Annotated in this window: 28 protein-coding genes; 16 read left to right on the top strand and 12 right to left on the bottom strand. The window is 68.3% G+C overall.

The features are described 5' to 3' along the window. Positions 1–115: 115 nt before the first annotated feature. The 5 genes from folP to A5744_RS20095 all read left to right on the top strand — a co-directional run bounded on the left by folP (position 116) and on the right by A5744_RS20095 (position 3,189). On the top strand, positions 116–940 hold the full coding sequence (gene folP, locus A5744_RS20115) for a dihydropteroate synthase (protein WP_175879750.1): 825 nt from the start codon (positions 116–118) through the stop codon (positions 938–940). Further along, positions 937–1,866 (top strand): glucosyl-3-phosphoglycerate synthase, encoded by a 930-nt coding sequence (locus A5744_RS20110; RefSeq protein ID WP_076064050.1) that lies wholly within the window; start codon positions 937–939, stop codon positions 1,864–1,866. Before folP ends, A5744_RS20110 begins: the two co-directional genes overlap by 4 nt. Before the next feature lie 33 nt (positions 1,867–1,899). Then, the gene (locus A5744_RS20105; protein WP_076064048.1) at positions 1,900–2,268 is read left to right on the top strand and encodes a DivIVA domain-containing protein; all 369 of its coding nucleotides are present in this window, start codon (positions 1,900–1,902) and stop codon (positions 2,266–2,268) included. Between the two features lie 5 nt (positions 2,269–2,273). Further along, on the top strand, positions 2,274–2,855 hold the full coding sequence (gene tag, locus A5744_RS20100; protein WP_076064073.1) for a DNA-3-methyladenine glycosylase I: 582 nt from the start codon (positions 2,274–2,276) through the stop codon (positions 2,853–2,855). A gap of 166 nt (positions 2,856–3,021) precedes the next feature. After that, on the top strand, positions 3,022–3,189 hold the full coding sequence (locus A5744_RS20095; RefSeq protein WP_003406247.1) for a DUF3117 domain-containing protein: 168 nt from the start codon (positions 3,022–3,024) through the stop codon (positions 3,187–3,189). 25 nt (positions 3,190–3,214) lie between these two features. On the opposite strand, the gene glgA is transcribed toward A5744_RS20095, so the two are convergent. Beyond that, positions 3,215–4,378 (bottom strand): glycogen synthase, encoded by a 1,164-nt coding sequence (gene glgA / locus A5744_RS20090; protein WP_076064046.1) that lies wholly within the window; start codon positions 4,376–4,378, stop codon positions 3,215–3,217. Between the two features lie 177 nt (positions 4,379–4,555). Between glgA and glgC the strand changes: the two genes are divergently transcribed. After that, positions 4,556–5,770 (top strand): glucose-1-phosphate adenylyltransferase, encoded by a 1,215-nt coding sequence (gene glgC, locus A5744_RS20085; protein ID WP_076064043.1) that lies wholly within the window; start codon positions 4,556–4,558, stop codon positions 5,768–5,770. 1 nt (position 5,771) lies between these two features. On the opposite strand, the gene A5744_RS20080 is transcribed toward glgC, so the two are convergent. From A5744_RS20080 to A5744_RS20055, 6 genes are all read right to left on the bottom strand, one after another. After that, the gene (locus tag A5744_RS20080) at positions 5,772–7,457 is read right to left on the bottom strand and encodes a CocE/NonD family hydrolase (protein WP_139331433.1); all 1,686 of its coding nucleotides are present in this window, start codon (positions 7,455–7,457) and stop codon (positions 5,772–5,774) included. 18 nt (positions 7,458–7,475) lie between these two features. Continuing rightward, entirely contained in the window at positions 7,476–8,150 is a 675-nt protein-coding gene (locus A5744_RS20075; protein ID WP_076064071.1) for an isoprenylcysteine carboxylmethyltransferase family protein, read from the bottom strand. A 13-nt stretch (positions 8,151–8,163) separates the two neighbouring features. Continuing rightward, positions 8,164–9,807, bottom strand: coding sequence for an ABC transporter permease (locus A5744_RS20070; RefSeq protein ID WP_139331432.1), 1,644 nt, complete (start codon positions 9,805–9,807; stop codon positions 8,164–8,166). Next, the gene (locus tag A5744_RS20065; RefSeq protein ID WP_076064070.1) at positions 9,804–10,742 is read right to left on the bottom strand and encodes an ABC transporter ATP-binding protein; all 939 of its coding nucleotides are present in this window, start codon (positions 10,740–10,742) and stop codon (positions 9,804–9,806) included. Before A5744_RS20065 ends, A5744_RS20070 begins: the two co-directional genes overlap by 4 nt. Then, positions 10,732–11,370, bottom strand: coding sequence for a TetR family transcriptional regulator (locus A5744_RS20060; RefSeq protein WP_076064036.1), 639 nt, complete (start codon positions 11,368–11,370; stop codon positions 10,732–10,734). Before A5744_RS20060 ends, A5744_RS20065 begins: the two co-directional genes overlap by 11 nt. Before the next feature lie 80 nt (positions 11,371–11,450). Beyond that, positions 11,451–12,125: an O-methyltransferase gene (locus A5744_RS20055; protein ID WP_076064034.1), complete on the bottom strand. Its 675-nt coding sequence runs from the start codon at positions 12,123–12,125 to the stop codon at positions 11,451–11,453. A 215-nt stretch (positions 12,126–12,340) separates the two neighbouring features. Between A5744_RS20055 and sigE the strand changes: the two genes are divergently transcribed. The 4 genes from sigE to tatB all read left to right on the top strand — a co-directional run bounded on the left by sigE (position 12,341) and on the right by tatB (position 15,677). Continuing rightward, complete coding sequence (gene sigE, locus A5744_RS20050; protein WP_076064032.1) at positions 12,341–13,099, top strand: RNA polymerase sigma factor SigE; 759 nt, start codon at positions 12,341–12,343, stop codon at positions 13,097–13,099. Positions 13,100–13,241: 142 nt separating this feature from the next. Then, a complete protein-coding gene (gene rseA, locus A5744_RS20045) occupies positions 13,242–13,634 on the top strand; it encodes an anti-sigma E factor RseA (protein WP_076064030.1) in 393 nt (130 codons plus the stop codon). Between the two features lie 132 nt (positions 13,635–13,766). Continuing rightward, complete coding sequence (locus tag A5744_RS20040) at positions 13,767–15,281, top strand: trypsin-like peptidase domain-containing protein (protein WP_076064027.1); 1,515 nt, start codon at positions 13,767–13,769, stop codon at positions 15,279–15,281. Beyond that, entirely contained in the window at positions 15,282–15,677 is a 396-nt protein-coding gene (gene tatB, locus A5744_RS20035) for a Sec-independent protein translocase protein TatB (RefSeq protein WP_076064025.1), read from the top strand. A 4-nt stretch (positions 15,678–15,681) separates the two neighbouring features. Here the strand turns inward: tatB and A5744_RS20030 are convergent, their stop codons facing one another. The 5 genes from A5744_RS20030 to A5744_RS20010 all read right to left on the bottom strand — a co-directional run bounded on the left by A5744_RS20030 (position 15,682) and on the right by A5744_RS20010 (position 20,858). Further along, positions 15,682–16,839 carry an Mrp/NBP35 family ATP-binding protein gene (locus A5744_RS20030; RefSeq protein ID WP_139329405.1) on the bottom strand — a complete coding sequence of 386 codons (1,158 nt, stop codon included), beginning with the start codon at positions 16,837–16,839 and terminating at the stop codon, positions 15,682–15,684. A 47-nt stretch (positions 16,840–16,886) separates the two neighbouring features. After that, positions 16,887–18,245 (bottom strand): lytic murein transglycosylase, encoded by a 1,359-nt coding sequence (locus tag A5744_RS20025; protein ID WP_083679350.1) that lies wholly within the window; start codon positions 18,243–18,245, stop codon positions 16,887–16,889. A 127-nt stretch (positions 18,246–18,372) separates the two neighbouring features. Then, on the bottom strand, positions 18,373–18,915 hold the full coding sequence (locus tag A5744_RS20020; RefSeq protein ID WP_076064021.1) for a DUF1003 domain-containing protein: 543 nt from the start codon (positions 18,913–18,915) through the stop codon (positions 18,373–18,375). Next, positions 18,912–20,222: a CBS domain-containing protein gene (locus A5744_RS20015; protein WP_076064019.1), complete on the bottom strand. Its 1,311-nt coding sequence runs from the start codon at positions 20,220–20,222 to the stop codon at positions 18,912–18,914. The genes A5744_RS20020 and A5744_RS20015 overlap by 4 nt, the downstream gene beginning before the upstream one ends. Positions 20,223–20,282: 60 nt before the next feature. Next, entirely contained in the window at positions 20,283–20,858 is a 576-nt protein-coding gene (locus A5744_RS20010; protein ID WP_076064017.1) for a DUF4190 domain-containing protein, read from the bottom strand. A 108-nt stretch (positions 20,859–20,966) separates the two neighbouring features. Here A5744_RS20010 and A5744_RS20005 point away from each other — a divergent pair, with 108 nt between their 5' ends. From A5744_RS20005 to A5744_RS19980, 6 genes are all read left to right on the top strand, one after another. Then, positions 20,967–21,494: a general stress protein gene (locus A5744_RS20005; RefSeq protein WP_076064014.1), complete on the top strand. Its 528-nt coding sequence runs from the start codon at positions 20,967–20,969 to the stop codon at positions 21,492–21,494. Between the two features lie 78 nt (positions 21,495–21,572). Next, positions 21,573–22,913 (top strand): extracellular solute-binding protein, encoded by a 1,341-nt coding sequence (locus tag A5744_RS20000; RefSeq protein WP_083679352.1) that lies wholly within the window; start codon positions 21,573–21,575, stop codon positions 22,911–22,913. 38 nt (positions 22,914–22,951) lie between these two features. Continuing rightward, on the top strand, positions 22,952–23,791 hold the full coding sequence (locus A5744_RS19995) for a sugar ABC transporter permease (protein ID WP_076064066.1): 840 nt from the start codon (positions 22,952–22,954) through the stop codon (positions 23,789–23,791). Then, positions 23,784–24,608: a carbohydrate ABC transporter permease gene (locus A5744_RS19990; RefSeq protein WP_076064064.1), complete on the top strand. Its 825-nt coding sequence runs from the start codon at positions 23,784–23,786 to the stop codon at positions 24,606–24,608. The genes A5744_RS19995 and A5744_RS19990 overlap by 8 nt, the downstream gene beginning before the upstream one ends. A 4-nt stretch (positions 24,609–24,612) precedes the next feature. Then, entirely contained in the window at positions 24,613–25,785 is a 1,173-nt protein-coding gene (ugpC, locus tag A5744_RS19985) for a sn-glycerol-3-phosphate ABC transporter ATP-binding protein UgpC (protein WP_076064010.1), read from the top strand. Continuing rightward, positions 25,782–26,384 (top strand): suppressor of fused domain protein, encoded by a 603-nt coding sequence (locus tag A5744_RS19980; RefSeq protein WP_076064008.1) that lies wholly within the window; start codon positions 25,782–25,784, stop codon positions 26,382–26,384. The genes ugpC and A5744_RS19980 overlap by 4 nt, the downstream gene beginning before the upstream one ends. Positions 26,385–26,433 lie beyond the last annotated feature (49 nt).

Here is a 26,433-nt window from a genome sequence, read left to right as displayed (position 1 = left end):
CACACTCGGCGCCCAACGTGCGGCTGGCCGCACGTTCGCGAGCAAGGCCAGGCACCATGTACGTGTGCAGTCAACCCTCTGCGGCCGACCGGTCGCCGCGGATCGCCCGCTGATCATGGCGATCGTCAACCGCACGCCGGACTCGTTCTACGACAAGGGTGCGGCCTTCAGCGACGACGCGGCCAGGGCCGCCGCACACCTGGCCGTCGAGGAGGGCGCGGATGTCATCGACGTCGGCGGCGTCAAAGCGGGCCCGGGCGACAACGTCGATGCCGACACCGAGATCGCCCGGCTGGTGCCGTTCATCGAATGGCTTCGCCACGAATACCCCGACCAGCTGATCAGCGTGGACACCTGGCGTTCGGAAGTGGCCAAAGTGGCCTGCGCGGCCGGCGCGGATCTGATCAACGACACCTGGGGCGGCCACGACCCCGCCCTGGCCGAGGTGGCCGCGGAGTTCGGCGCCGGCCTGGTCTGTTCGCACACCGGCGGGGCGCAGCCACGCACGCGTCCCTTCCGGGTGAGCTACGGCACGACCACCCGCGGCGTCGTCGACGACGTGATCCGCCAGGTCACCGAGGCCGCCGAGCGGGCAGTCGCGGCCGGCGTCGCCCGCGATCGGGTACTGATCGACCCGACCCACGATTTCGGCAAGAACACCTTCCACGGGCTGGCATTGTTGCGTCACGTCGGCGATCTTGTTAAGACCGGGTGGCCAGTGCTGATGGCTTTGAGCAACAAGGACTTCGTCGGGGAGACTCTGGGTGTGGGATTGACCGAACGGCTGGAGGGCACCCTGGCCGCCACCGCGCTTGCGGCGGCCGCGGGTGCCCGCATGTTTCGGGTGCACGAGGTCGCGGCCACCCGTCGGGTGCTGGAAATGGTGGCCTCGATCCAGGGCATGCGCCAGCCGGCGCGCACCGTGAGGGGGCTCGCATGACCGCATCGGAGCTGATCGCCGGCGATCTCACCGGCCACAGACTGCTCTGGAACCGCCCGCACTGGACCATCGCCGAGTTGGAAGCAGCCAAGGCGGGTCGGACGATTTCGGTGGTGCTGCCCGCGCTCAACGAGGAAGACACCATCGAATCGGTGATCGACAGCATCTCGCCGCTGGTCCGGGATTCTGGGGGTCTGGTCGATGAGCTGATCGTGCTGGACTCCGGCTCGACCGACGACACCGAGATCCGCGCCATCGCCGCCGGCGCCCGCGTGGTCAGCCGCGAACAGGCCCTGCCCGAGATCCCGACGCGGCCCGGCAAAGGCGAGGCGCTGTGGCGTTCGCTGGCGGCCACCAGCGGCGACATCGTGGTGTTCATCGACTCCGACCTGATCAATCCGCACCCGATGTTCGTGCCGTGGCTGGTCGGCCCGCTGCTCACCGGCGACGGCATCCACCTGGTCAAGAGCTTCTACCGGCGACCGCTGAACGGCAGCACAAATGGCGGCGGGCGGGTCACCGAGCTGGTGGCCCGGCCGTTGTTGGCGGCCCTGCGACCGGAGTTGGGCGGCGTGCTGCAGCCACTCGGTGGCGAGTACGCGGCCAGCCGGGAGCTGCTGACGTCGTTGCCCTTCGCCCCGGGCTACGGCGTCGAGATCGGTTTACTGGTCGACACCTTCGACCGCTTGGGCCTGGACGCGATCGCTCAGGTCAATCTCGGCGTGCGGGCCCATCGCAACCGGCCGCTCTCGGAGCTGGGTGCAATGAGCCGGCAGGTCATCGCGACCCTGTTCGCGCGGTGCGGCCTGCCCGACTCCGGGGCCGGGTTGACCCAGTTCTTCGCCGACGGCGAGGGCTACACCGAACAGACCTCGCCCGTGTCGCTGGTGGACCGCCCGCCGATGAATCTGTTGCGGCCACGCTGATCCGTGTCGGCGCGATAGGGCAATATCGATCCCGTGGCATTGGTTCTGCTCTACCTGGTCGTGCTGGTGCTGGTGGCGATCGTGCTGTTCGGCGCCGCCAGCCTGCTGTTCGGTCGCGGTGAGCAGCTGCCGCCCCTGCCGCGCGGGACGACCGCGACGGTGCTGCCCGCGTACGGCGTTACGGGCGCCGACGTCGACGCCGTCAAATTCACGCAGGCGTTGCGCGGCTACAAGACCAGCGAGGTGGACTGGGTGCTCGATCGGCTGGCCCGCGAGCTCGAGGCGTTGCGCGGGCAGCTCGCGGCCGCCAACCCCGCGCCGGCCGCCGAGGTCGCGGAGAAACAGGCCGAAGGCGACGCCGTGGAACCCGACGAGGGCGAGGATCGTCAGGACACTGTGTGAGCGACTTGAGTGATCAGGATCTGGTTCGCTGCGGCTGGGCGGACCTTCGACCCGGAGCCGACTTCGAGCTGTACCGCGACTACCACGACCAGGAGTGGGGCCGCCCAACCCGCGACGGGGTGGCGTTGTTCGAACGGATGAGCCTGGAAGCCTTCCAGAGCGGTCTGTCGTGGCTGATCATCCTGCGCAAACGGGACAATTTCCGGCGCGCCTTCTCCGGGTTCGACGTCGAGAAGATCGCCCGCTACACCGACGCCGACGTGGAGCGGCTGATGGCCGACTCCGGCATCGTCCGAAACCGCGCCAAGATCGACGCGACGATCGCCAATGCACGCGCCGCGGCCGACCTTGGCTCTCCCGAGGACCTTTCCGAGCTGCTGTGGTCGTTCGCGCCGCCGCAGCGACCCCGGCCCGCCGACGCGTCTGAAATCCCCTCGGCCAGCGACGAATCGAAGGCGATGGCGCGCGAGCTCAAACGCCGCGGGTTCCGCTTCGTCGGGCCGACCACCGCCTATGCGCTGATGCAGGCGACCGGCATGGTGGACGACCATATCCGTGCTTGCTGGGTGCCCGCGCAAGGCCGGTGACGTGCCAGAGCCGGGTCTTTGTGTAACTGCCGACCCGAATAGGGAACAATGGGGGAGTGATTTGGCAGTTCAATGTCGGGTATGGCTGGAAATCCACTGGCGGGGCGTGCTCGGCGCCGACCCGGTCCGCGAAGGCGGGTCAGCTCGAACTTGGAGGGAGCATTCGATGGCGGCGATGAAGCCCCGGACCGGCGACGGTCCTCTGGAAGCAACCAAGGAGGGGCGCGGCATCGTAATGCGGGTACCACTTGAGGGTGGTGGCCGCCTTGTCGTCGAGTTGACGCCCGACGAGGCCGCCGCCCTGGGCGACGAACTCAAGGGCGTCACCAGCTAGACCCGCTACAGGCTGCCGGGCGGAGTCATGCACCCACCTTCCGGTAGATGTCCAGCGTTTGCTCAGCGACGCGGGCCCAGGAAAATTCCTCGATGCAGCGCTGCCGCCCCGCGCGGCCGTAGCGCTTCGCCCGTTCCGGGTCGGCGACCAACGCATTGACCGCTTCGGCCAACCCGGCCTGGTAACCGCCCGCGTCGTCGGGGTCGTAATGCACCAGCGATCCGGTGACCCCGTCGACGACCACCTCGGGTATCCCGCCGACATCGGAGGCCACCACCGCGGTGCCGCAGGCCATCGCCTCCAGGTTGACGATGCCCAACGGCTCGTAGACCGAGGGACACACGAAAACAGTTGCTGCCGAAAGTATTTCACGTAGCTGCCCGAGGGGCAGCATTTCCCGAATCCAGAACACCCCGGTGCGAGTGCGGGCCAAAGCGGCCACGGCCGAGCGAATCTCGTCGGCGATCTCCGGGGTGTCGGGAGCGCCGGCGCACAGCACCAACTGCACGTCGGGGCTGAAGCGATGCGCGGCCGCCAGCAGGTGAGCCACGCCCTTCTGCCGGGTGATCCGCCCGACGAACGCAACACTGGGGCGGCTCGGGTCGACGCCGAGGCTGGCCAGCACCGACCCGGCGCGCCCCGGCCCGGCCGGATACCACACGTCGGTGTCGACCCCGCTCCGAATGACATGTACCAGGCTGGGATCCAGCGTCGGGTAGACCCGCAGCACGTCCTCGCGCATGCCGGAGCTGACCGCGATCACCGCGTCGGCGGCCAGCACCGCGGTGTGTTCCACCCACGTCGACACCCGATAGCCGCCGCCGAGCTGTTCGGCCTTCCACGGCCGCAGCGGCTCGAGCGAATGCGCGGTCAGCACGTGCGGGATGTCGTAGAGCAGCGCGGCCAGATGGCCGGCCAGGCCGGTGTACCACGTGTGCGAGTGCACGACGGTGGCCGCCGAGGCCGCGTTGGCCATCACGAGGTCGGCGGACAGGGTGGACAGGGCCGCGTTGGCGCCGTGGATCCGCGGGTCGGGCTGATAGGCAAGGGCGCCGGGACGCGGTGCGCCGATGCAGTGCACGTCGACCGCGCACAGCCGGCGCAGTTGTGCGACCAGTTCGGTGACGTGTACCCCGGCCCCGCCGTAGACCTCCGGTGGGTACTCCCGCGTCATCATCGCCACCCGCATACTCCGCACCGTAGTTCGCTGACGGCACCATCCGCGAGTCGGGCGGGACGATCCGTCGCCGTGGGTCCGATCGACCCAAATACCTTGACGGACAGCCCGTCAGGGCCTGCCCGATCGGGAGGGCAATAGGGCGCTTCCCCCTGGCAGCACCGCGCGGCTGCCGTTAGGTTTGAAGCCATGAGGGAAGCGCCACACGTGCTGGGTGTTGTCCTGGCCGGCGGCGAAGGCAAGCGGCTGTATCCGCTGACCGCGGACAGGGCCAAACCCGCGGTCCCCTTCGGTGGCGCCTACCGGCTGATCGACTTCGTGCTCTCCAATCTCGTCAACGCCCGCTATCTGAGGGTCTGCGTTCTCACCCAATACAAGTCGCATTCACTGGACCGCCACATATCGCAGAACTGGCGGCTGTCCGGCCTGGCCGGTGAGTACATCACCCCCGTGCCGGCGCAGCAGCGCCTGGGCCCGCGCTGGTACACCGGCTCCGCCGACGCGATCTATCAGTCGCTCAACCTCATCTACGACGAAGACCCGGACTACATCGTGGTTTTCGGCGCCGACCACGTGTACCGGATGGATCCCGAGCAGATGGTGCGGTTCCACATCGACAGCGGCGCCGGCGCAACCGTGGCCGGCATCCGGGTACCGCGCGCCGAAGCCACCGCGTTCGGTTGCATCGACGCCGACGACTCCGGCCGGATCCGCGCCTTCGTGGAGAAGCCGCTGGACCCGCCGGGCACTCCGGACGATCCGGATACGACGTTCGTGTCGATGGGCAATTACATCTTCACCACCAAGGTGCTCATCGACGCGATTCGCGCCGACGCCGACGACGACCACTCCGACCACGACATGGGTGGCGACATCGTCCCGCGGCTGGTGGACGACGGGATAGCGGCGGTGTACGACTTCTCCGACAACGAGGTGCCCGGGGCCACCGACCGGGACCGGGCCTATTGGCGGGATGTCGGGACGCTGGACGCGTTCTACGACGCGCACATGGACCTGGTGTCGGTGCACCCGGTGTTCAATTTGTACAACCGGCGCTGGCCCATCCGCGGGGCGACGGAGAACCTGGCACCGGCGAAGTTCGTCAACGGCGGCTCGGCGCAGGAGTCGGTCGTCGGCGCCGGCAGCATCATCTCGGCGGCGTCGGTGCGCAACTCGGTGTTGTCGTCGAACGTCGTGGTCGACGACGGCGCGATCGTCGAGGGCAGCGTGATCATGCCGGGCACCCGGGTCGGCCGCGGCGCCGTGGTGCGCCACGCAATCCTGGACAAGAACGTCGTCATCGGGCCCGGCGAGATGGTCGGCGTCGACCTGGAAAAGGACCGCGAGCGGTTCGCGATCAGCGCCGGCGGCGTCGTCGCGGTCGGCAAGGGCGTCTGGGTCTAGCTCACTGCCCGGGAATCTCCGGGATCAGCAGATGCGCGTCGTGACGCGGGCCCCAGTGCAGGGCGACCCGGCCGCGCGGTGAGTTCCGGTAGGCCGCCGGCATCTGACCGACGAGCGGATTGCGCGGCCACAGCCAGCGCCCCGCGACGACCAGCCGCAGCTGCTCGCCGGCGCGAAACAGCGTCGCCGACGGGCCCAGTGCGACATCGACGGCGACCACCTCGCCGGCCGACAGCGGCCGCGGCTCGGTGCATGTCGCGACCGGCTCCCAGGGCCGCGAGAGCTCGGGGTCCAGGGCCCGCAGCGCGACGCGCTGCCAGCCCGTGGTGACGCGGTCGCGGCCGTAGCCGTAGGACCCCTCGAATTCGACGAACCGTCCGTCTCGCCACTTCTCGACGCCGACGAACAGGTTCGCGTCGTCGCAGCCGTCCAGTTCTACCCACAACCGCGCGACCATCGGACCGGTCAGCTCGGTCTGGGCTGGGAAGGTGTAGCTGAATGACGCTGCGCGGGAAAGAGTTTCGAACGCGAGGCGGCCCTCCTCCGCCGGCCGCTCCGTTGCCAGCAGCCCGGCCGATCCCAGATATAAAGGCCGCCAACGGGTTCGGGCGAGCGGCCAGGCGGCTTCTTCGCGCACTGCGGCGATGGCGTCGCGATCCTCGCGCACCTCGAGACGAACGCTGCGCGAAGCGGGCGCGCCGTCCAGCACGCCGCGGAAGAAATTCAGCTGCTCGGCCCGTGCGTCCTCGGAGTAGAACGTCGCCCATTTGCCGCCGCGATGGGTGTAGAGGCGGGCGTGGGCGGAGCCGGCCTGCATGAAGGCCCGGACCGAGCCGCGCGAGTGCAGGTTGTTGTCGGAAAAGCTGCCGCAGACCAGCATCGGAACCGTGATGGCCGACAGGTCTGGCGTCAGCGAGCGCCAGAAATCGTCGCGCAGGGGATGCTCGTCCTGCATCGACACCAGAGCATAGGTCTGCCGCGTATCGCGGGACAGGTTGCGCGACCACATCCGGGTGAAGCCGCACTCCCGCACACCGCCCGGGTACGTCAGGTCGCGATACGCGTCGGTGAACCCTTCCCACGGACAGATCGCCCGCAGCGCGGGCGGCCGCAGCGCGGCGACGGCGTACTGGCTTATGGCCAAGTAGGACACGCCGAGCATCACGACGTTGCCGTCGCACCAAGGCTGGCCGGCGATCCACTGCACGAGGTCGTAGGTGTCCTCGGCTTCCTGGCGCGAGAGCACCTTTCCGGTGCCGTCGGAATGGCCGCAGCCGCGCGAGTCGGCGTTGACGACGGTGAAGCCCTGCGCGGTCCACCAACTCGGATCGGGCGCCTCCCAGCCCGTCAGGGCCGAGAAGCGCACCGGCGTCGGCTGGCGCAGCATCCGGTACTGCATGGGGAACGTCCACTTGTTGCCGCGCCGCTTCGGCAGGTTGTCCTTGCCGTACGGATGGATGCTGAGGATGACCGGGCGGGTGACGTCGGAATGCCGGAAGACGTTGATCCGCAACACTGTTCCGTCACGGGTCGGCACCTCGAGGTCGGTGTCGACGACGAGGTCTTGCGGTGGATCGGTGACGGTTACCGGCGGTTTTGCGATGCCGCGCAGGCGGCGGAGCGCGTATCGCAGGGCGCCGGGACGCCGCCACGGCCGGTCGAGTGCAGGTGCCGGATTGCGGGCCACGGCCATACCATAGGCCCGCTACCAGACATTCGGTATCAACCGATAGCGCACCCGCTGCGTGTACTCGCGGTATCCCGCCAATTGCTGGGTGAGCAGCTTTTCCTCGTCGAGGATGCGCAGGACGAGTGCCAGGAGGCCGACGGTGAGACCCAACAGCCCCCAGTAGGAACCCAGCGACAGGGGGATGCCCACCATCAAGATCACGTTTCCGGTGTACATCGGGTGTCGCACCAGTTTGTACAGGCCACGGGAGGCCAACTTCTGACCTTCCTCCACCCGGACCGTGGCGGCCGCGTAACTGTTCTGGATCACCACGAACATGGCCACCGTCAGGCCCGTTACCACCAGGACGTCGCCGAGGACGCACACCACCGCCGGCACCGATGACCAACCCATCCGGTGGTCGAGCGCGCTCAACGCGATCATCCCGAAGAGTCCGGCAAAGGCCAGGATGATGACGAACTTCTGAACCGTCCTGGCTTCGGCCAGCGGCCCGCCGTGCATGCGCCGCCGCAGGGCCGCCGGGTTCGTCCGGGCCAGATACGCGCTCGGGACGAGCGTCGCAATCGTGAAGATCGCGATGAAAACCCACGCCTGCCAATAGTCGAACGTGCCCGCCGGATAGAACAGGATAAAGCCCAGGACGGCAAGCCCGATAATGCTCGAAACCACTAACTTAACAGCGGTTTTCACGATGGTGTCCTCCCTACTGCCGTAGATCACGCCGTCGAAAAGCGATGGCTCCCACGACGATCAGTGCCGCGTCGATAGCCAGCAGCCACAGCAGCGGCACGGCGGTGAAGTCGCTGCCGACCCGCGGAATGTGGGCGAACGGTTCGAGATCGAGCACCCACTGCCCGAAGCCCGCAAGCGAACCGATCAGGTACAGGGCGACGAATCCGACCAGCACGCCCCACGCCACCGGCGTGAATCGCGGTGCGAGACCGAACAATGCGACCGTTACGGCGGCCAGCAGCCAGACCGCGGGCAGTTGCACCGCCGCGGTTGCGACGACGGTCGCCAACTTGCCGCCGACGTCGCCGGCCGCGGCGCCGTACACGAGTCCGGCCACCACGCCGCAGGCCAGCATCGCGAACGCGGAGCCGCCCAGCGCGGCGATCAGATGGCTGGCCAGCCAACGGGTGCGCGACACCGCACCGGCCAGGGTGGTCTCGGCTCGCTGGGCGGATTCCTCCTGGTGCAGGCGCAAGGTGAGCGAGACGGCGAAGGCGGCCGCCGCCATGCCCAGCATCGCGAACGCCACCGCGATGAACGCCTCCTCCAGGACGCTGGTGCCGCCCATCCGCGCGACGATGTCGCGCGCGACGGTGCTGTCGCCCAGTTGGTCGCCGATGCCGTGCACCACGCTGCCCATCACCAGGCCGTACAGGCACAGGCCCACGGTCCACAGGACTAGGGCGCCGCGGTCCAGCCGCCAGGCCAACCCGAAGACGTTGCCCAGACCCGGCGCGGCCCTACCCGGGCCGGCGCGTTCGGCGACGAGCCCTGCGCCGACGTCGCGGCCGGCCAGCAGCCGATACGCCACCGCCGTGAGCGCGGCCGCTGTCGCCAGGTGCAGCAACAGCACCCACCAGCGCTCGCCCGCATAGGGCCGAACCTGCAGCGACCAGCCCAGCGGCGAGAGCCACGACAGCGTGCCGGAGCCGGCATCGCCGATGGCGCGCAGCGTGAACGCCGCCGCCAACACCGTGAACGCGACACCGCGGGCGAATCGCGCGCTCGGCGATAGCTGCGCGGCCACCCCCGCCACGGCGGTGAAGACCACGCCGGAGCCGGCCAGCGCCGCCCCGAAAGCCAATGACCCGCCGCGCGGGACGTCGGTGCTGAGCAATCCCGCCGCGCCGATCGCGCCGGTCGCGATCGACGCCCCGAACGACAACATCAGTGCCGCGGTGAGGCTGGCGTAGCGGCCGACCGCCGTCGAGTCCATCAGCTCGGTCCGGCCCGTCTCCTCGTCGGCGCGGGTGTGCCGGATGACCGTCAGGATGACGGCCACCGCGATCAGCACATGAAACATGCCCGCTTTCCAAATGCCAACTGCCCCAAGGCTGTCGTTGTAGATCTGACCGTAGAGCGCACGCTGGGCCGGGCTGGCCATGATGGAGGCCGCAAATCCGGCGCGGCCGGCCTGGGTGGGGTAGACCTTTTCGATGCTGCCGATGTACACCGTCGCCAAGGGGAGCGACAGCAGCAGGACCCACAGCGGCAACGAGATCCGGTCGCGGCGCAAATACAGGCGCAGCATCCCAAGCGCTCCGGAGAAATTCGAACTGCGTTGCGGCCCAGGGTGCGCCGAGGGGCGTGGCCGCTCCAGAACCGTGGTGCTCATAGCGCCGAAACCTTCCTTCCGCTGCGTTCGCGCTGGCAGTCGCCGGCCGTGTCGTAGTGGCGCAGGAAGAGCTCTTCGAGGGTCGGCGGCTGACTGACGAGGCTGCGCACGCCGGCGTCGCCGAGCACCCGGATGAGTTCTCCCAGGCTTTCGCTGTCGACCTGGGCACGCAACGTATTGCCGTCGATGCTGATGTCCTCGACGCCCTTGATCCGAGTGAGATCACCGGGATCACCGGTCATTTCGGCCTTGATCGAGGTGCGGCTGAGATGGCGCATCGAGTCCAGCGAACCGCTCTCGATGGTCCTGCCGGCCCGAATGATGGTCACCCGTTCGCACAGCGCCTCGGTTTCGGCCAGGATGTGGCTGGACAGCAATACCGTCACACCGCGGTCGCGGGCCTCGGCGACGCACTGCTGAAATACGTTCTCCATCAACGGGTCCAGCCCGCTGCTGGGTTCATCCAATAGCAGCAGCCCGGCCCGCGACGAGAAAGCCGAAATCAGGGAGACCTTTTGGCGGTTGCCCTTCGAGTACGTGCGCGCCTTCTTGTGCGGGTCGAGGTCGAAGCGCTCGATCAGCTCGTCGCGGCGTTTGTCATCGATTCCGCCGCGCATTCGGGCCAGCAGGTCGATCGTTTCGCCGCCGGTCAGTGAGGGCCACAGCGTGACATCGCCCGGCACGTAAGCGATCTGGCGGTGCAACTCGACGGCATCGGTCCACGGGTCGCCGCCCAGCAACCGCACGGTTCCGCTGTCGGCCTTCACCAGGCCCAGCAGGATGCGGATGGTGGTGGACTTCCCGGCGCCGTTGGGTCCGAGGAATCCGTGCACCTCTCCCGCGCGCACCGTCAGGTTCAGGCCGGCCAGCGCTCGCACGGCTCCGAAATTCTTTGTCAGATCCCGGATTTCGATGGGTGTGTTTTCAGCTGCCATGTGATTCTCCTTGATCATCTGCGGCCAGAAATGCGTCATACATGGTGCGATCGACCATCAGGCCCTCGGTGTAGATCTCGAGGGCCGGCAGGATCATGTCCCGGGCGTAGTCGCGCAGGACCGCACGAAGATCGGTTGGCGTGTCGTGCATTTGGATGTAGAGCAGGAGGCTGCCGCCTCCGGTGATGCCGAGATATTTTGCCCTGGCCTTAGGGTCACGGCTGGGCTTGACCGTGCCGGCTCGCACGCCCTCTTCCATGTACTCTTCGGCGTTGTCAATCATTCGCTGCCACAACATCTTCGCCAGGTCGCCGCCGGTCTGCATGCTGCGCACCAGGTAGGCTGTCATCGAGGCGAATTCCTCGATCTCGGCCAGCCGCGCGAACCAGGTGGCCGGGTCGTTCGACTGGATCGTCTCCGACTTGGTCTCGCGGATCTCTTCGGCGATGAAGTCGTCGCACGCCTTGCGCAGGCCGTCCTTCGAGCCGAAGTGATGGATGACCAGCGCGGCGCTCACCCCCGCCGCTTCGGCGATCGCGCGCAGCCCGACGTCGAAGCCGCGCTGACCGAACTGCTCGATCGCCGCGTCGCGGATCCGGGCGGCGGCGGTGAGGTCGGCTGAACGCATGTTCAGTACACTAAACAGCCGTTCAGCCGGACGTCAATGAGGTACGCCGTTAGGAATCCGTAAAGAAATCAGGGGCGCGGTTAGTCCCGGACCGCGGCGAGCACGCCGTCGCCGAGGGGCACCAGCGCGGGGGTGAGCCGCTCGTCCTCGGCGATCAACCGGGCCGCCTCGCGAACCGCGACCACCTCGGCGTCGCGCGCGGCGGGATCACCGGCGCGGCCGCCCAGCCCGGCTCGGTGCACCACGATGACGCCGCCGGGTCGCAGCAGCCGCACGCCCTCGACGACGTAATCGGGCTGGTCGATCGGGTCGGCGTCGACGAACACCATGTCATACGATTGGTCGGCGAGCCGGGTGAGCACCTCTTGGGCGCGGCCGCTGATCAGCCTGGTGCGCGACGGCCCGATGCCGGCTTCGGCGAAGGCCTGCTTGGCGAGCCGCACATACTCGGGCTCGATGTCGATCGTGGTCAAGACGCCGTCGTCGCTCATGCCCGACAGCAGCCAGAGTCCGCTGACTCCCGCGCCGGTGCCCACTTCGGCGACGGCCTTGCCGCCGCTCAGCTTGGCCAGCAGGCTCAGCAGCGCACCGACCGCGGGCGTGACCGCCCCGGCGCCGATGTCCATGGCGCGCTCGCGGGCGCCCGCCAGGATCGCGTCTTCCGATATCGACCCCTCGGCGTGCGCGGAAAGTGCCTCGGCTCGGCTGGGGGCCGCATGGTCGGGGGCCACCGCGCCGTTATCGGTACCGTCCATGACCGGCAGCGTATGCCGGATTCGCGGTGCAGTAGGTCAGGCGCGCCTGAGCCGGGCGCGTGAGCCGACGGCGCCGACACGCCCGGACGCCGCGGCGCGACGAAGCTCACTGCGCGGTGGATACGCCCTGCGTATCGCAGGTAACGATCTGGTTTCTCAGGCAAACCTCAGTGTGCTCCTATGCCGCGCATACGCCGATGCGCGACGGTTTGCCTATGGAACGCGGCGGGTACTGGACCGGGAATACACAGTGGCGACTTCGCGTTGCCGCTGACGAATTATCAGACCCTGATGCCAGGGCAAACCCGGAGGACCCAATCATCACCACTCTTTTGAGCCCGAGCAGCATGTCTCACGCGCAGGAGTGCCGAGACGACGAGTGGGTGGAAACGCCCGACGCGTTGCAGGGAACGGCGGTGTTCGATGCGACCGGGGACAAGGCCACCATGCCGTCGTGGGACGAGCTGGTGCGCCAGCATGCCGACCGCGTCTACCGGCTGGCCTACCGGCTGTCGGGCAACCAGCATGACGCCGAGGACTTGACGCAGGAGACGTTCATCCGGGTCTTCCGCTCGGTGCAGAACTACCAGCCGGGCACCTTCGAGGGCTGGCTGCACCGCATCACCACCAACTTGTTCCTCGACATGGTCCGCCGGCGCGCCCGCATCCGGATGGAAGCGTTGCCCGAGGATTACGACCGGGTCCCCGCCGACGAACCGAATCCCGAGCAGATCTACCACGACTCGCGGCTCGGGCCCGACCTGCAGGCCGCCCTGGATTCGCTGCCGCCGGAATTTCGTGCCGCGGTGGTGCTGTGTGACATCGAAGGTCTGTCGTACGAGGAGATCGGTGCCACCCTGGGCGTCAAGTTGGGCACCGTGCGCAGCCGCATCCACCGCGGGCGTCAGGCGCTGCGCGATTATCTGGCCGCGCACCACGAAAACGGCGGTGCGCTGCACACCAAGTCGGCGTAATACGGCGGGTCACCCGCGGCCCGAGTCGGCCCACGCGCGGTGACGCGCGGTGACAATAGCGCAGCGTTGGGGTCTCGAGGCGGGTGTTCGGCGCTTCGTCGCGCTACATTCGAGGGGTACGTAGCAGCGAAAGGAGCTGGTGATGTCCGAGCGAGGACATGTGTTCCGCCGCGCGTTCTCCTGGCTCCCCGCCCAATTCGCCTCCCAAAGCGATGCGCCCGTCGGCGCGCCGCGCCGGTTCGGCTCGACCGAGCATTTGTCCGTCGAGGCGATCGCGGCCTTCGTCGACGGCGAGCTGCGGATGAACGCCCATCTGCGGGCCGCCCATCACCTCTCGCTGTGCCCGCAATGCGCGGCCGAAGTCGAAGATCAGAGCCGGGCGCGCAGCGCGCTGCGCGACTCGCAGCCGATCCGCATCCCCAGCGGGTTGCTAGGAATGCTGGCCGATATTCCGCACAGTTCGCCCGACGACACATCCCAGCTGCCCGACGGATTCGCCAACCGCGACGCGCGCAACCGGCGCAAGCGCTCCTAGCTTGAGTCCCCGCAATCAGAAAACCGTGGATACTAGGGTGGACACGGACAATGCCGTGCCTGGTGCTCGCCCGGTAAAGGGCCCTGTATTAGGCAGTTTTCGAGCGCTCAGACGAGGATTTAAGAGGATCAAGTGACCTCCGACCAAGGCAACGACAGCGGCAGTAACGGCGGCAACCGCCTCGCGCCGCGCCCCATATCCCGGCCACCGGTCGACCCCGCCTCGCGGCAGGCGTTCGGTCGCCCCGCGGGGCAGCAGGGGTCCTTCGTGGCGGAGCGCGTGCGCCCGCAGAAGTACCGGGAACAGTCCGAGTTTTCGCCGCACGATCAACCGGCCGACCCCGTTTTGGAAGAGGCGTTCAGCCGGCCGGTCGGGGTCGGCGAGTCGCTGCAACGCCACCCCGTCGATGCCGGTGCGCTGACGGCCGAGACCGACGGCGCCGGGCCGGACGAGCTCGACGATCCATGGCGAGACCCCGCGGCCGCGGCCGCGCTTGGGACCCCCGCGGTCACCCCGCCGGCACCGCACTCCGCGCTTGGCTACGGCGGCAAGCTGGGCGTGCGCGACGTGCTGTTCGGCGGCAGGGTGTCCTACCTGGCGCTGGCCGTGCTGGTGCTGATCGCGCTGGTGATCGGGCTGATCGGCGGGGTGGTCGGCCGCAAGACGGCCGAAGTCGTCGAGGCGTTCACCACCTCGAAGGTGACGCTGTCGACCCCGGGCAACAACGAAGGACCGGCGGGCCGGTTCGCGAAGGTGGCCGCCGCGACCGCGGATTCCGTGGTGACCATCGAGTCGAAGAGCGACCAGGAGGGCATGCAGGGCTCCGGCGTCGTCATCGACGGTCGTGGCTACATCGTCACCAACAACCACGTGATTTCCGAGGCTGCCAACAACCCGAGCCAGTTCAAGACCACGGTGGTGTTCAACGACGGCAAGGAAGTGCCCGCCAACCTCGTCGGGCGCGACCCCAAGACCGACCTGGCCGTCCTCAAGGTCGACAACGTCGACAACCTGGCCGTGGCCCGGCTCGGCGATTCGGACAAGGTGCGCGTCGGCGACGAGGTCCTTGCCGCGGGTTCGCCGCTGGGGCTGCGCAGCACCGTGACGCACGGCATCGTCAGCGCGCTGCACCGTCCTGTGCCGTTGTCGGGGGAGGGCTCTGACACCGATACCGTCATCGACGCCATCCAGACCGACGCCTCGATCAACCACGGCAACTCCGGCGGCCCACTGATCGACATGGATTCCCAGGTGATCGGCATCGACACCGCGGGTAAGTCGTTGTCGGACAGCGCAAGTGGGCTGGGCTTTGCGATCCCGATCGACGAGGCCAGAGAGGTCGCCCAGACCCTGATCAAGGACGGCAAGATCGTGCATCCGACGCTCGGGGTCAGCACCCGGTCGGTGAGCAACGCGATCGCGTCCGGCGCCCAGGTCGCCAACGTCAAGGCGGGCAGCCCCGCGCAGAAGGGCGGGATCCTGGAGAACGACGTGATCGTCAAGGTCGGCAACCGCAAGGTCGCCGACGCCGACGAGTTCGTCGTCGCGGTGAGGCAGCTCAACGTCGGGCAGGACTCCCCGGTCGAGGTGGTCCGCGACGGTCGGCACGTCACGCTGACCGTGAAACCGGACGGGGATAACGGCTAGGTGTTCGCGAACCTGAGCTGGGAGCACATCCTCGTCCTCGTCGTGGTCGGGTTGGTGATCCTGGGACCGGAGCGGCTGCCGGGCGCGATCCGGTGGACGTCCAACGCGCTGCGGCAGGCCCGCGACTACCTCGGCGGCATGACCAGCCAGCTGCGTCAGGACCTGGGACCCGAGTTCGACGATCTGCGTGCCCCGCTGAGCGAGCTGCAGCGGCTACGCGGCATGACACCCCGCGCCGCGCTCACCAAACACCTGCTCGACGGCGACGATTCTTTCCTCACCGGCAATTTCGAGCGCCCGGTGAACGGCGCGCCCGCGAAGCCGGCGGAGCCTTCCTCGCCGGCGGCGCAGCCGCAGGTTCCCGGTCACACGCCGTTCGACACCGACGCGACCTAAGCACTCAGCGCTTGGTCGGATCGAGGCCGAGCGACACTCCGGCCAGGCCGCGCCGCCGCGTCGACAAGCCGTCGGCGACGCCGCGTAGCGCCTTGCCCACCGGCGAGTCGGGCGCGCTCAGCACGATCGGGAGGCCGGCGTCACCGGCCTCCACCAGCGCGGGGTCCAGCGGGATCTGGCCCAGCAGCGGCACGTCGGCGCCGGTTGCGCGCGAGAGCCGTTCGGCGACCTGCTGGCCGCCGCCCTCGCCGAAGACCTGCAGCGTCGAGCCGTCCGGCAGCATCAGCCCCGACATGTTTTCCACGACGCCGGCGATGCGCTGACGGGTCTGCAGCGCGATGCTGCCGGCCCGCTCGGCGACCTCGGCCGCGGCCAGCTGGGGTGTGGTCACCACCAGAATCTCGGCGTTCGGGATCAGCTGGGCCACCGAGATGGCGATGTCGCCGGTGCCCGGCGGCAGGTCGAGCAGGAGCACATCCAGATCGCCCCAGTAGACGTCGGCCAGGAACTGTTGCAGGGCGCGGTGCAGCATCGGGCCCCGCCATACCACCGGCGTGTTTCCCTCGGTGAACTGCGCGATCGAGATGACCTTCACCTCGTGGGCGATCGGCGGCAGGATCATCGACTCGACCTGGGTGGGCCGGGCGGTGGTGCCCATCATTCGCGGAATGGAATGGCCGTGGATATCGGCATCGAGCACGCCCACCGCCAGGCCGCGGGCGGCCATCGCCGCGGCGAGGTTCACGGTGACGGTCGACTTGCCGACGCCGCCCTTGCCGGAGGCGACGGCGTAGACGCGGGTCGTGGAGCTCGGCTGGGCGAAGGGGATGACGGGCTCGCGGGCATCGCCACGCAACTGCTTGCGCAGCTCGGTGCGCTGTTCGTCGCTCATCACGTCCAGGCTGACCTTCACCGCGCCGGTGCCGGGAACGTCGGCGACGGCTTGGGTTACCCGCTCGCTGATTTCGCTCTTCTTCGGGCAGCCGGCGATGGTCAGGTAGATCGTCACGTGCACGCCGCCGTCTGGGGCGACGTCGATGCTCTTGACCATCCCGAGTTCGGTGATGGGACGCCGCAATTCGGGGTCGATCACCTTGCTCAGGGCGGTGCGGATGGTTGCGCTCAGGTCCGCTTGCGAACCTGCGGGGTCATGACGGGACATCACCGCCGAGTGTAGGCGGCTCGCGCTGCGGCCGGTCGGCCGACGGGTCAGGCCGCCGGGGCCACTGCCGGCTGGTTGGCCGCGGCGTTCGACGCCGGGCCGGCCGGCCTGGGTGACGCCGAGGCGTTCGGCGATCCCGCCGCGTTGGGAGCTCCCGCGGCGTTGGGCGTAGCCGCGGCGGGGCCGGCCACCGGCGGCGCGGCCGGCGGGACGGCATCCGGCGGTGGTGGGGCTAGTGGCGGTGGGGGCGCCGGCGGGGGAGCCGGCGGGCCGAACTGCGGCCCGGCTTGCGGCGAGTTTTGCGGGCCGATGCAGATCAGCGTGCAGCCGGGCTGTCGCGTCTGCGCCGGTGCTCCGGTGTTGGGCGACTGCCACGGGAACATCGGTGGCTGGCCGAGAGGCTGCTGCGGGCCGAAGTCGATCAGCGGCATCCGCGCCAGCGGATCGTCAATGGGCAGGCCATTGATGTTCATCGGCAGGTTGGGGCCCAGGCCCTCGGGATGCTCGTCGTGCGCGTCGCCGAGCGGCGGCGGCGGCCCGGTGATCGGCGGCAGGTCGACCGGGACGACGCCGGTCGCGTACGCGGCCGCCCATCCCAGCACGTTCTGGGCGTACGGCATCGAGTTGTTGTAGCGCAGGATCGCGGACATCACTTGTGCCGGGTCGCGCAGGTTGAGCCCGCCGCTGCACAGGTAGCGGGCGGCCGCGAGCGTGGCGTCGAACAGGTTTTGTGGATCGGCGGTGCCGTCGCCCTTGCCGTCCGAGGCGTAGCGCGCCCACGTCCCGGGCAAGAACTGCATGGGTCCCATCGCGCGGGCGTAGCTGGGGCGGTTGCCGACGCTGCTCTGCAGGATGACCTCGTTGCCGGGCAGCGTGCCATCAAGAGCGGGTCCATATATCGGAACGACCGCGGTGCCGCGCGCGTCGACGGCGCCACCGCCGGCGTGGCCCGACTCGATGCGCCCGATCCCCGCCAACAGGTTCCAGCTGATGCCGCACCCCGGGGCCTCGACGGCCATCTTCTGTTCGGCACTGCGGTAGGCCGTCAGCGCGATCATCGGGATGCCAAGTGCGCCGGGCGCGTTCACGATCCTCGGCGGCGGCGGTGCCGAGGCGGCTCCCGCGGCGACGTGGAAGGCGGTCGGCGCGTGGTCGATCGCGATGACGGCCGGGCCGGACAGGTCGGGCACGGCGGGGGAAACCGCAGCTACCGGGCTGATGACGGCGTGCACGGACGGGATCGGGCCTTTTCCGTGTAGCGGCGGAGCCGCCGCGCCAACCGCCCCGGCTAATACCAACGGAGTGATCACCGCTACCCCGAATGCCGGTGTCCGCGTTACGCCGGCTGCCCGATTCGCGGCCGCCGCGGCGGCCGGGCGTGCACCCCAGCGTCCCCCTATGCGCACTCGACCGTCCTAAGTATGTGAGCTGTCGGATGAGTATGTGAGCTGCCGGAAACCTCTTCTTAGCCTCGTGAACTTGTCACCCTACATAACTCCCGTTACGGGAGTGGCGCAATGGTTGATTTGCGATTCATCTTGATTTCTTGGTGGCCCGCTCCAGGTCGTCGCGCGCCTGCGCGGTCTGTTCGTCCGGGGTTTCCCGCTGCAGATCGGTCAGCAAAGCGCGGAGATCCTCGAGCTCGTGACGCAAGTACTCGCGGGTCACCACCTCGCCGACGGCCAGGCGCAGCGCGGCCAGCTCCCGGGCCAGATACTCGGTATCGGCCTTGGTTTGCGCGGCGCGCCGGCGATCCTCTTCGAGCGCGACCCGGTCGCGGTTCTCCTGACGGTTCTGCGCAAGCAGAATCAGCGGCGCCGCGTAGGCAGCCTGCGTGGAGAAGGCCAGGTTGAGCAGGATGAACGGATACGGGTCCCAGCGCAGGGAGGCGGCGAATACGTTCAGCACGATCCACCCGATCACGATGATGGTCTGAATCAGCAGGTAGCGGCCGGTGCCGAAGAACCGCGCGATGGACTCGGTGATCTGGCCGACGGTCTCGGGGTCCAGCCGCGGCGAATACCTGCGCGACGTCCGCGGGGTATACAGCCTTCGCGGTGCCGTGGATCTGCTCACGCGGATCCTCCCAGTCGTTGTTCGATACGGCCGGCGGTGTCCAGCTGCTGCACGTCGACGCGCCAGTCGTGCGGCAGCAGGTGATCGAGCAGGTCGTCCACGGTTACCGCGCCCAACAGATGGTTCTGGTCGTCGAGCACCGGTCCGCATACCAGGTTGTAGGCGGCGAGGTAGCGGGTCACCGCGCCCAGGGGGGTCTCCGGTGTCAGGGTGAGCAGATCGCTGTCGACGATCCCCCCGACCAACTCCGCCGGCGCCTCACGGAGCAGTCGCTGCAACGAAATGCAGCCCAGGTAGCGCCCGGTCGGGGTGGCCGTCGGCGGACGCGCCACGAACACCATGGACGACAGCGCGGCGGTGAGGTCGGGGTCGCGGACCCGGGCCAGCGCCTCGGCGACCGACGTGTCCGGTGTCAGCACGACGGGGTCCGAGGTCATCAGGCCGCCCGCGGTGTCGGGGGAGTGCGTCAGCAGCCGACGCACCGGTTCGGATTCGTCGGGGTCCATGCGGGTCAGCAACATCTCGGCGTCGGTTGGATTCAGCACGCCGAGCAGGTCAGCGGCGTCGTCCGGGTCCATCTCCTCCAGCACATCGGCCGATCGGTCGGTGCCCAGCTGCGACAGCACGTCGGCCTGATCCAGTTCGGGGAGCTCCTGCAGCACATCGGCCAGCCGGTCGTCGTCGAGCGCCCGCAGCACCTCGTAGCGCCGCTTGGGCGGCAGCCCGCGGATCGTGTCGGCGACATCGACTGGTTTTCGCCCGTCGAATTGCTCGAGCAGCTGGGCCACTCCCTGACCCGGCAACGCCAGCGCAGACGGTGTCAGTCCCTGCACGCTCTGCCAGTCCACGACGTGCACGGGGCCGCGCCGCCCCAGCCGTCGTTGGCCGCGGACGGCCACCCGGTGCACCATCCAGTCCCGGGTTCGCGTCTGCTCGATTCCCAGGTCGGTGACCACGACGTCGACGCCGGCCAGCTCCGGCAGTTCCGGGTCGTTGACCTTGACCGGGGTGTCGAGCACCTGGCCTATCACCAGGACCTCGCCCGGCCGCTGTTCGAAGTGACGCAGGGACACGTTGCCGGTGTTGAGGGTCACCGCGTTGGGCTCGATCGCGGCGACCCGCAGTATCGGAATGAAGATGCTCCGGCGGGTGGCCAGGTCGACGACCAGCCCCAGCACCCGCGGTTGCTGACGCACGATGCTGATGCTGATCACGACATCGCGCACGCGCCCGAAGTTCTCACCGAGTGGACCCAGCACCAACATTCGCGCGAGCCGCGCGGCGTACACCCGGTTGACCGATCCCATGCAACAGAGCCTAGGCAGCCGCTGGCCGCACGGCAGCCGCGGTGTCAGCGACCCGCGCCGCTAACGATGCATCGCGAAGATCGCGACGATCAAGACGACGATCAATGTGGCGACGCCGATCACTATGCCCGCGACCGCCAGGGCGTAGCCGTCTTGGTGAGTCCGCTTGATCTGGCCGAGTGCGATCGCGCCCAGCACGATGGCGAGGATCCCGCCGATGCAGCAGAACACGCCGGTGAACGACGAGATCAGGGAGGCGATCGCCAGCCCGTTCATCCCAGGCTGCATCTCCGGCGGCGGCCCATAACCCTGATAGCCCGGTGGGGGATAGCCAGGTTGGGGGTAGCCCGGCGCGGGATAGCCAGGTTGAGGGTAGCCCGGCGCGGGATAGCCCGGCGGCGGATAGTCCAGCGGCGGGTATTCCGGGGGCGGCCCGTAGGCGGGGGGCGGATACCCAGCTGTATAGCCGGGCGGGTAGCTCGGCGGTGGATAGGGCGGTGGGTAGTCCGCCGCGGGCGGCGGAGCCGGCGCATCCCAGGGAGGTTGCCAAGGCGGTTGCTCGCCGCCTGGCTCGCCGGCCCGCGGCGGACGCGCCGCGTCGTCGTGGGCGTTCTCGCCGCCGCCGGGAGCCGTCATGCCGATCAATCTAACCGCCACGCTGGTGGAGGGCGCGGCCGCAAGCCATCGATAGGGTGGGAGGGTCAGGGATGCAGCCGTTTCCAGGCCGGAGGAGAATGAGCGGCGATGACTAATCCATTCCAGCCCGGGCAGGTTCCCGGCGCGACGCCCACCGGTCCGGGCGCCGGGCGGCGCGGTGTGCCCGGATTGCCGACTCCCCCCAAGGGCTGGCCGGTCGGGTCCTATCCCACCTACGCCGAGGCGCAGCGGGCCGTCGACTACCTATCCGACCAGCAATTCCCGGTCCAGCAGGTGACCATCGTCGGCGTCGATCTCATGCAGGTCGAGCGGGTCACCGGCCGGCTTACCTGGCCCAAGGTGCTCGGCGGCGGGGTGCTCAGCGGCGCCTGGCTCGGACTGTTCATCGGGTTGGTGCTCGGCTTCTTCAGCCCGAACCCGTGGGCCGCGCTGGCCACCGGCCTAGTCGCCGGCGTGTTCTTCGGGTTGATCACCTCGGCGGTTCCGTACTCAATGGCCCGCGGCACAAGGGATTTCAGCTCAACGATGCAATTGGTGGCCGGCCGCTACGACGTGCTCTGCGATCCCCAAAACGCAGAGAAAGCGCGGGATCTGTTGGCGCGCCTGGCCATCTGACGCGCGGAGGCAGATCCAGTGAGTCGTCGCGGGCGCGCATTGCGCGCAATCCTGCTGGCGGCGTTGACGATCGCATCGATGTCGGCCTGCGGCTCGACCGGCCATCAGCTGGTGATCAGCTTCTACACGCCGGCCACAGACGGCGGGACGTTCGCCGAGGTGGCCCATCGCTGTACCGAAGAACTCGGCGGCCGGTTCGCCATCGCACAGATCAGCCTCGCCCGCGCGCCCGGCGAGCAGCGATTGCAGCTGGCCCGCCGGCTGACCAGTCGCGACCGCAGCCTCGACGTGATGGCGCTGGACGTCATCTGGACCGCGGAGTTCGCCGAGGCGGGCTGGGCGCTGCCGCTCTCCGACGACCCCGCCGGGCGGGCCGAGACCGACGCGACCGTCGATACCCTGCCCGGGCCGCTGGCGACGGCCCGGTGGAAGCACAAGCTGTATGCCGCGCCGATGGCTACCAACACCCAATTACTTTGGTACAGGCCGGATCTGGTCAATCAGCCGCCGAGCGATTGGAACGGTATGGTGGCCGAGGCGGCCCGGTTGCACGCGGCGGGGCTGCCCAGCTGGATCGCGGTGCAGGCCAACGAGGCCGAGGGGCTGGTGGTGTGGTTCAACACGCTGCTGGTGAGCGGCGGCGGTCAGGTGCTCTCCGAGGACGGCCGACAGGTCACCCTGACCGACACGCCCACCCACCGCGCCGCCACGGTCAACGCGCTGCGCATTCTCAAATCGGTGGCCACCGCGCCCGGCGCCGATCCGTCGATCACCCGCACCGACGAGGCCGCGGCGCGGTTGGCGGTCGAACAGGGTAGGGCCGCACTGGAAGTCAACTGGCCATTCGTGCTGCCGTCCATGCTGGAGAACGCGGTGAAGGGGGGCGTGGACTTCCTTCCGCTCAACCGGAATCCCGAACTGGCCGGCACGGTCAACGGCGTCGGCGCGTTCGTACCCAATGACGAGCAATTCCGCATCGCCTACGACGCCAGCAAGCAGGTGTTCGGTTTCGCGCCCTACCCCGGCATCGCGCCCGGCAGGCCGGCCCGGGTGACGATTGGCGGGCTCAACCTGGCGGTGGCCAGCACCACCCGTCACCGCGCCGAGGCGTTCGAAGCAGTCCGCTGCCTGCGCAGCCTGCAGAGCCAGAAGTACGTTGCGATCGCGGGCGGCCTGCCGGCCGTGCGGAGCTCGCTGTATTCCGATCCGCAATTCCAAGCCAAGTACCCGATGTACACCGTCATTCGCCAGCAGCTCACCGACGCCGCGGTCCGCCCCGCCACGCCGGCCTATCAGGCGGTGGCCATCCGGCTCGCGTCGACGCTGAGCCCCATCACCGAGATCGACCCGGACTCCACTGCCGACCGGCTCACCGCCCAGGTGCAGAAGGCCATCGACGGGAAGGGGCTGCTGCCGTGACCCGCGCCGTTGAGACCTCCGAACGGCGACTCGCATTCATGCTCGTCGCACCCGCGACGGTGCTCATGGTTGCGGTGACCGCCTATCCGATCGGCTACGCGATCTGGCTGAGCCTGCAGCGCAACAACCTGGCCACTCCAAACGACACCGCTTTCATCGGCCTGGGCAACTACCAAACAATCTTGAGCGATCGCTACTGGTGGACGGCGCTGGCCGTGACCCTGGCGATCACAGTGGTGTCCGTGTCTATCGAGTTCGTGCTGGGCCTGGCGCTGGCGCTGGTGATGCATCGCACGCTGGTCGGCAAGGGCGTGGTGCGCACCGCGGTGCTCATCCCGTACGGCATCGTCACGGTGGTCGCGTCGTACAGCTGGTACTACGCCTGGACGCCGGGCACCGGATATCTGGCCAACCTGCTGCCGCAGGGTAGTGCGCCGCTGACCGAGCGCATCCCGTCGCTGGGCATCGTCGTCATTGCCGAGGTCTGGAAGACCACGCCGTTCCTGGCGCTGCTGTTGCTGGCCGGTCTGGCCTTGGTGCCCGAGGATCTGCTGAAGGCTGCCCAGGTCGACGGCGCGGGCGCGTGGCGGCGACTGACCAGGATCATCCTGCCGATCATCAAGCCCGCGGTGGTGGTAGCGCTGCTCTTCCGCACGCTGGACGCATTCCGCATTTTCGACAACATCTACGTGCTGACCAACGGCGCCAACAACACGGGATCGGTGTCAATCTTGGGCTACGACAACCTGTTCAAGGGCTTCAACGTCGGGATCGGCTCGGCGATCAGCGTGCTGATCTTCATTTGCGTGGGTGTGATCGCGCTCGTCTACATCAAAGTCTTCGGCGCCGCGGCACCGGGCGGTGGCGTCGATGGATAGGCGCCGCACCGCCGTGTGGGCGGTCGTCGACACGGCCGTGGTGGTGTACGCGCTGCTTCCGGTGCTGTGGATTCTCGGCCTGTCGCTCAAACCGACGTCAACGGTCAAGGACGGCAAGCTGATTCCGTCGTCGGTGACGTTGGCCAACTATCGCGGCATCTTCCGGGGCGACATCTTCAGTTCGGCGCTGATCAACTCCATCGGGATCGGATTGATCACCACCCTAATCGCGGTCGTGCTGGGTGCGATGGCGGCCTACGCGATAGCCCGGTTGAACTTTCCCGGCAAGCGCGCGCTCGTCGGCGCCGCGCTGTTGATCACCATGTTCCCGGCGATCTCCTTGGTCACGCCGTTGTTTAACATCGAGCGGTTCCTCGGCTTGTTCGACACCTGGCCGGGCTTGATCCTGCCCTACATCACTTTCGCGTTGCCCCTTGCCATTTACACGCTATCGGCGTTCTTCCGGGAGGTGCCCTGGGATCTGGAGAAGGCGGCCAAGATGGACGGCGCGACGCCGGGGCAGGCTTTCCGCAAGGTCATCGTCCCGCTCGCGGCGCCCGGACTGGTGACCGCGGCGATCCTGGTGTTCATCTTCGCGTGGAACGACCTGCTGCTGGCGCTGTCGCTGACCGCCACCAAGGCCGCGATCACCGCGCCGGTGGCGATCGTGAACTTCGGTGGCAGTTCGCAGTTCGAGGAGCCGACCGGATCGATCGCGGCCGGTGCCGTCGTGATCACGATCCCGATCATCGTCTTTGTTCTAATCTTCCAACGACGGATTGTCGCCGGGTTGACTTCTGGCGCTGTGAAGGGGTAGCGCGATGGCCGAGATTGTGCTGGAGCACGTGAACAAGACGTACGCCGACGGGGCAATAGCGGTGCAGGACCTGAATGTCACCATCGCCGACGGCGAGTTCCTGATTCTGGTCGGGCCTTCGGGCTGCGGCAAGACGACGACGTTGAATATGATTGCCGGGCTTGAGGATATCTCGTCGGGCGAGTTGCGTATCGACGGCGAGCGGGTCAACGAGAAGGCGCCCAAGGACCGCGACATCGCAATGGTGTTCCAGTCCTACGCGCTTTATCCGCACATGACCGTGCGGCAGAACATCGCCTTCCCGCTGACACTGGCGAAGATGAAGAAGCCCGACATCGCGCAGAAGGTCTCCGAGACCGCCAAAATTCTTGACCTGACCGAGCTCCTGGACCGCAAGCCGTCCCAGTTGTCGGGTGGGCAACGGCAGCGCGTCGCGATGGGCCGGGCAATTGTGCGCCATCCCAAGGCTTTCCTGATGGACGAACCGCTGTCCAACCTGGACGCCAAGCTGCGGGTTCAGATGCGCGGCGAGATCGCCCGACTGCAGCGCAAGCTGGGCACCACCACCGTCTACGTCACCCACGACCAGACCGAGGCGATGACGCTGGGAGACCGCGTGGTGGTGATGCACGGCGGTGTCGCCCAGCAGATCGGCACCCCCGACGAGCTCTACGAGCGCCCGGCCAATCTGTTCGTCGCGGGTTTCATCGGCTCGCCCGCGATGAATTTCTTCCCCGCCACCCTGACACCGACGGGACTCACCCTGCCCGTCGGGGAGGTGACGCTGACGCCGGATGTCCAGGAGACCATCGCGGCGCACCCCGAACCGGAAAACGTCATTGTCGGGGTGCGACCCGAGCATCTGGCCGATGCCGCGCTGATCGATGCCTACCAACGCATCCGGGCGCTGACCTTCGAGGTCAAGGTCGACTTGGTCGAATCGCTGGGCGCCGACAAGTACCTGTACTTCACCACCACGGGCCCGGCCGTGCACGCGGCTCAGCTGGACGAGCTGGAGGCGCAGGGCGAAGTGCACGAAAACCAGTTCGTGGCAAGGGTTCCCGCGGAGTCGAAGGCGGCGATCGGGGGCTCGATCGAGTTGGCGTTCGACACCACCAAACTCGCTGTCTTCGATGCGGACTCCGGGGTCAACCTGACCGTGCCACTACCCGAGTGACACAGCAGCTGGATCAGGTGCGGGCGCATCTGCGCCGCTACTTCGCCGACGCCGGGATCGAGTCCGAGCCCGATTCGGCGAGCGTGACATTTCTGGGCACCGAGACCATCGAGGTGTTGCGGTTCCGGGGCGACGGATTGACGCACTATGTGTCGCTGGGCTGTTCGCGCCATCCGATGGGCGATCCGACCGAAATCCTCGTCGATCATTTGCGCGGCCCACGCGCCGAGGTCGTGCTGCGGCTGCAAGATCCCGGTCCGGTCACCGGCATCGCTCGCAGCCTTGCCATCCTGGCGGCCACGCCCGCCGTCGACGGCGTGATACTGGCCGCCGACGCGCTGATCGACCTCGGCTCGCCGTTGTGGGCGCGGCCCTCGGGGCGCGCGCCGTTCACCGCGGTGTTGTTGGGCCGCAGCGACATTCCGGATCTGCCGCTGGAGCCGCCGCGCGACCCGGTCGAGTTTTTATCGGCGACCCCCATCACCGCGACCGAAGCGGCCTGGGTGCGGCTCAAGGGCGCCGAGGCCATGCGTCAGGCGTGGCAGAACGACGGCGTGGACGTGCTGGATCCGAATCGCCCTGCGGCGCAACCCAACTGATGCGCCTCATCGAGTGTGCGCCCACGGCGACCTGGACGCACACCCGCAG

This window comes from Mycobacterium sp. IS-1264 (assembly GCF_001954195.1).
GTDB lineage: Bacteria > Actinomycetota > Actinomycetes > Mycobacteriales > Mycobacteriaceae > Mycobacterium.
Note: the sequence above shows the minus strand (reverse complement) of the source record. Positions and strands in the feature narration are given on the sequence as shown.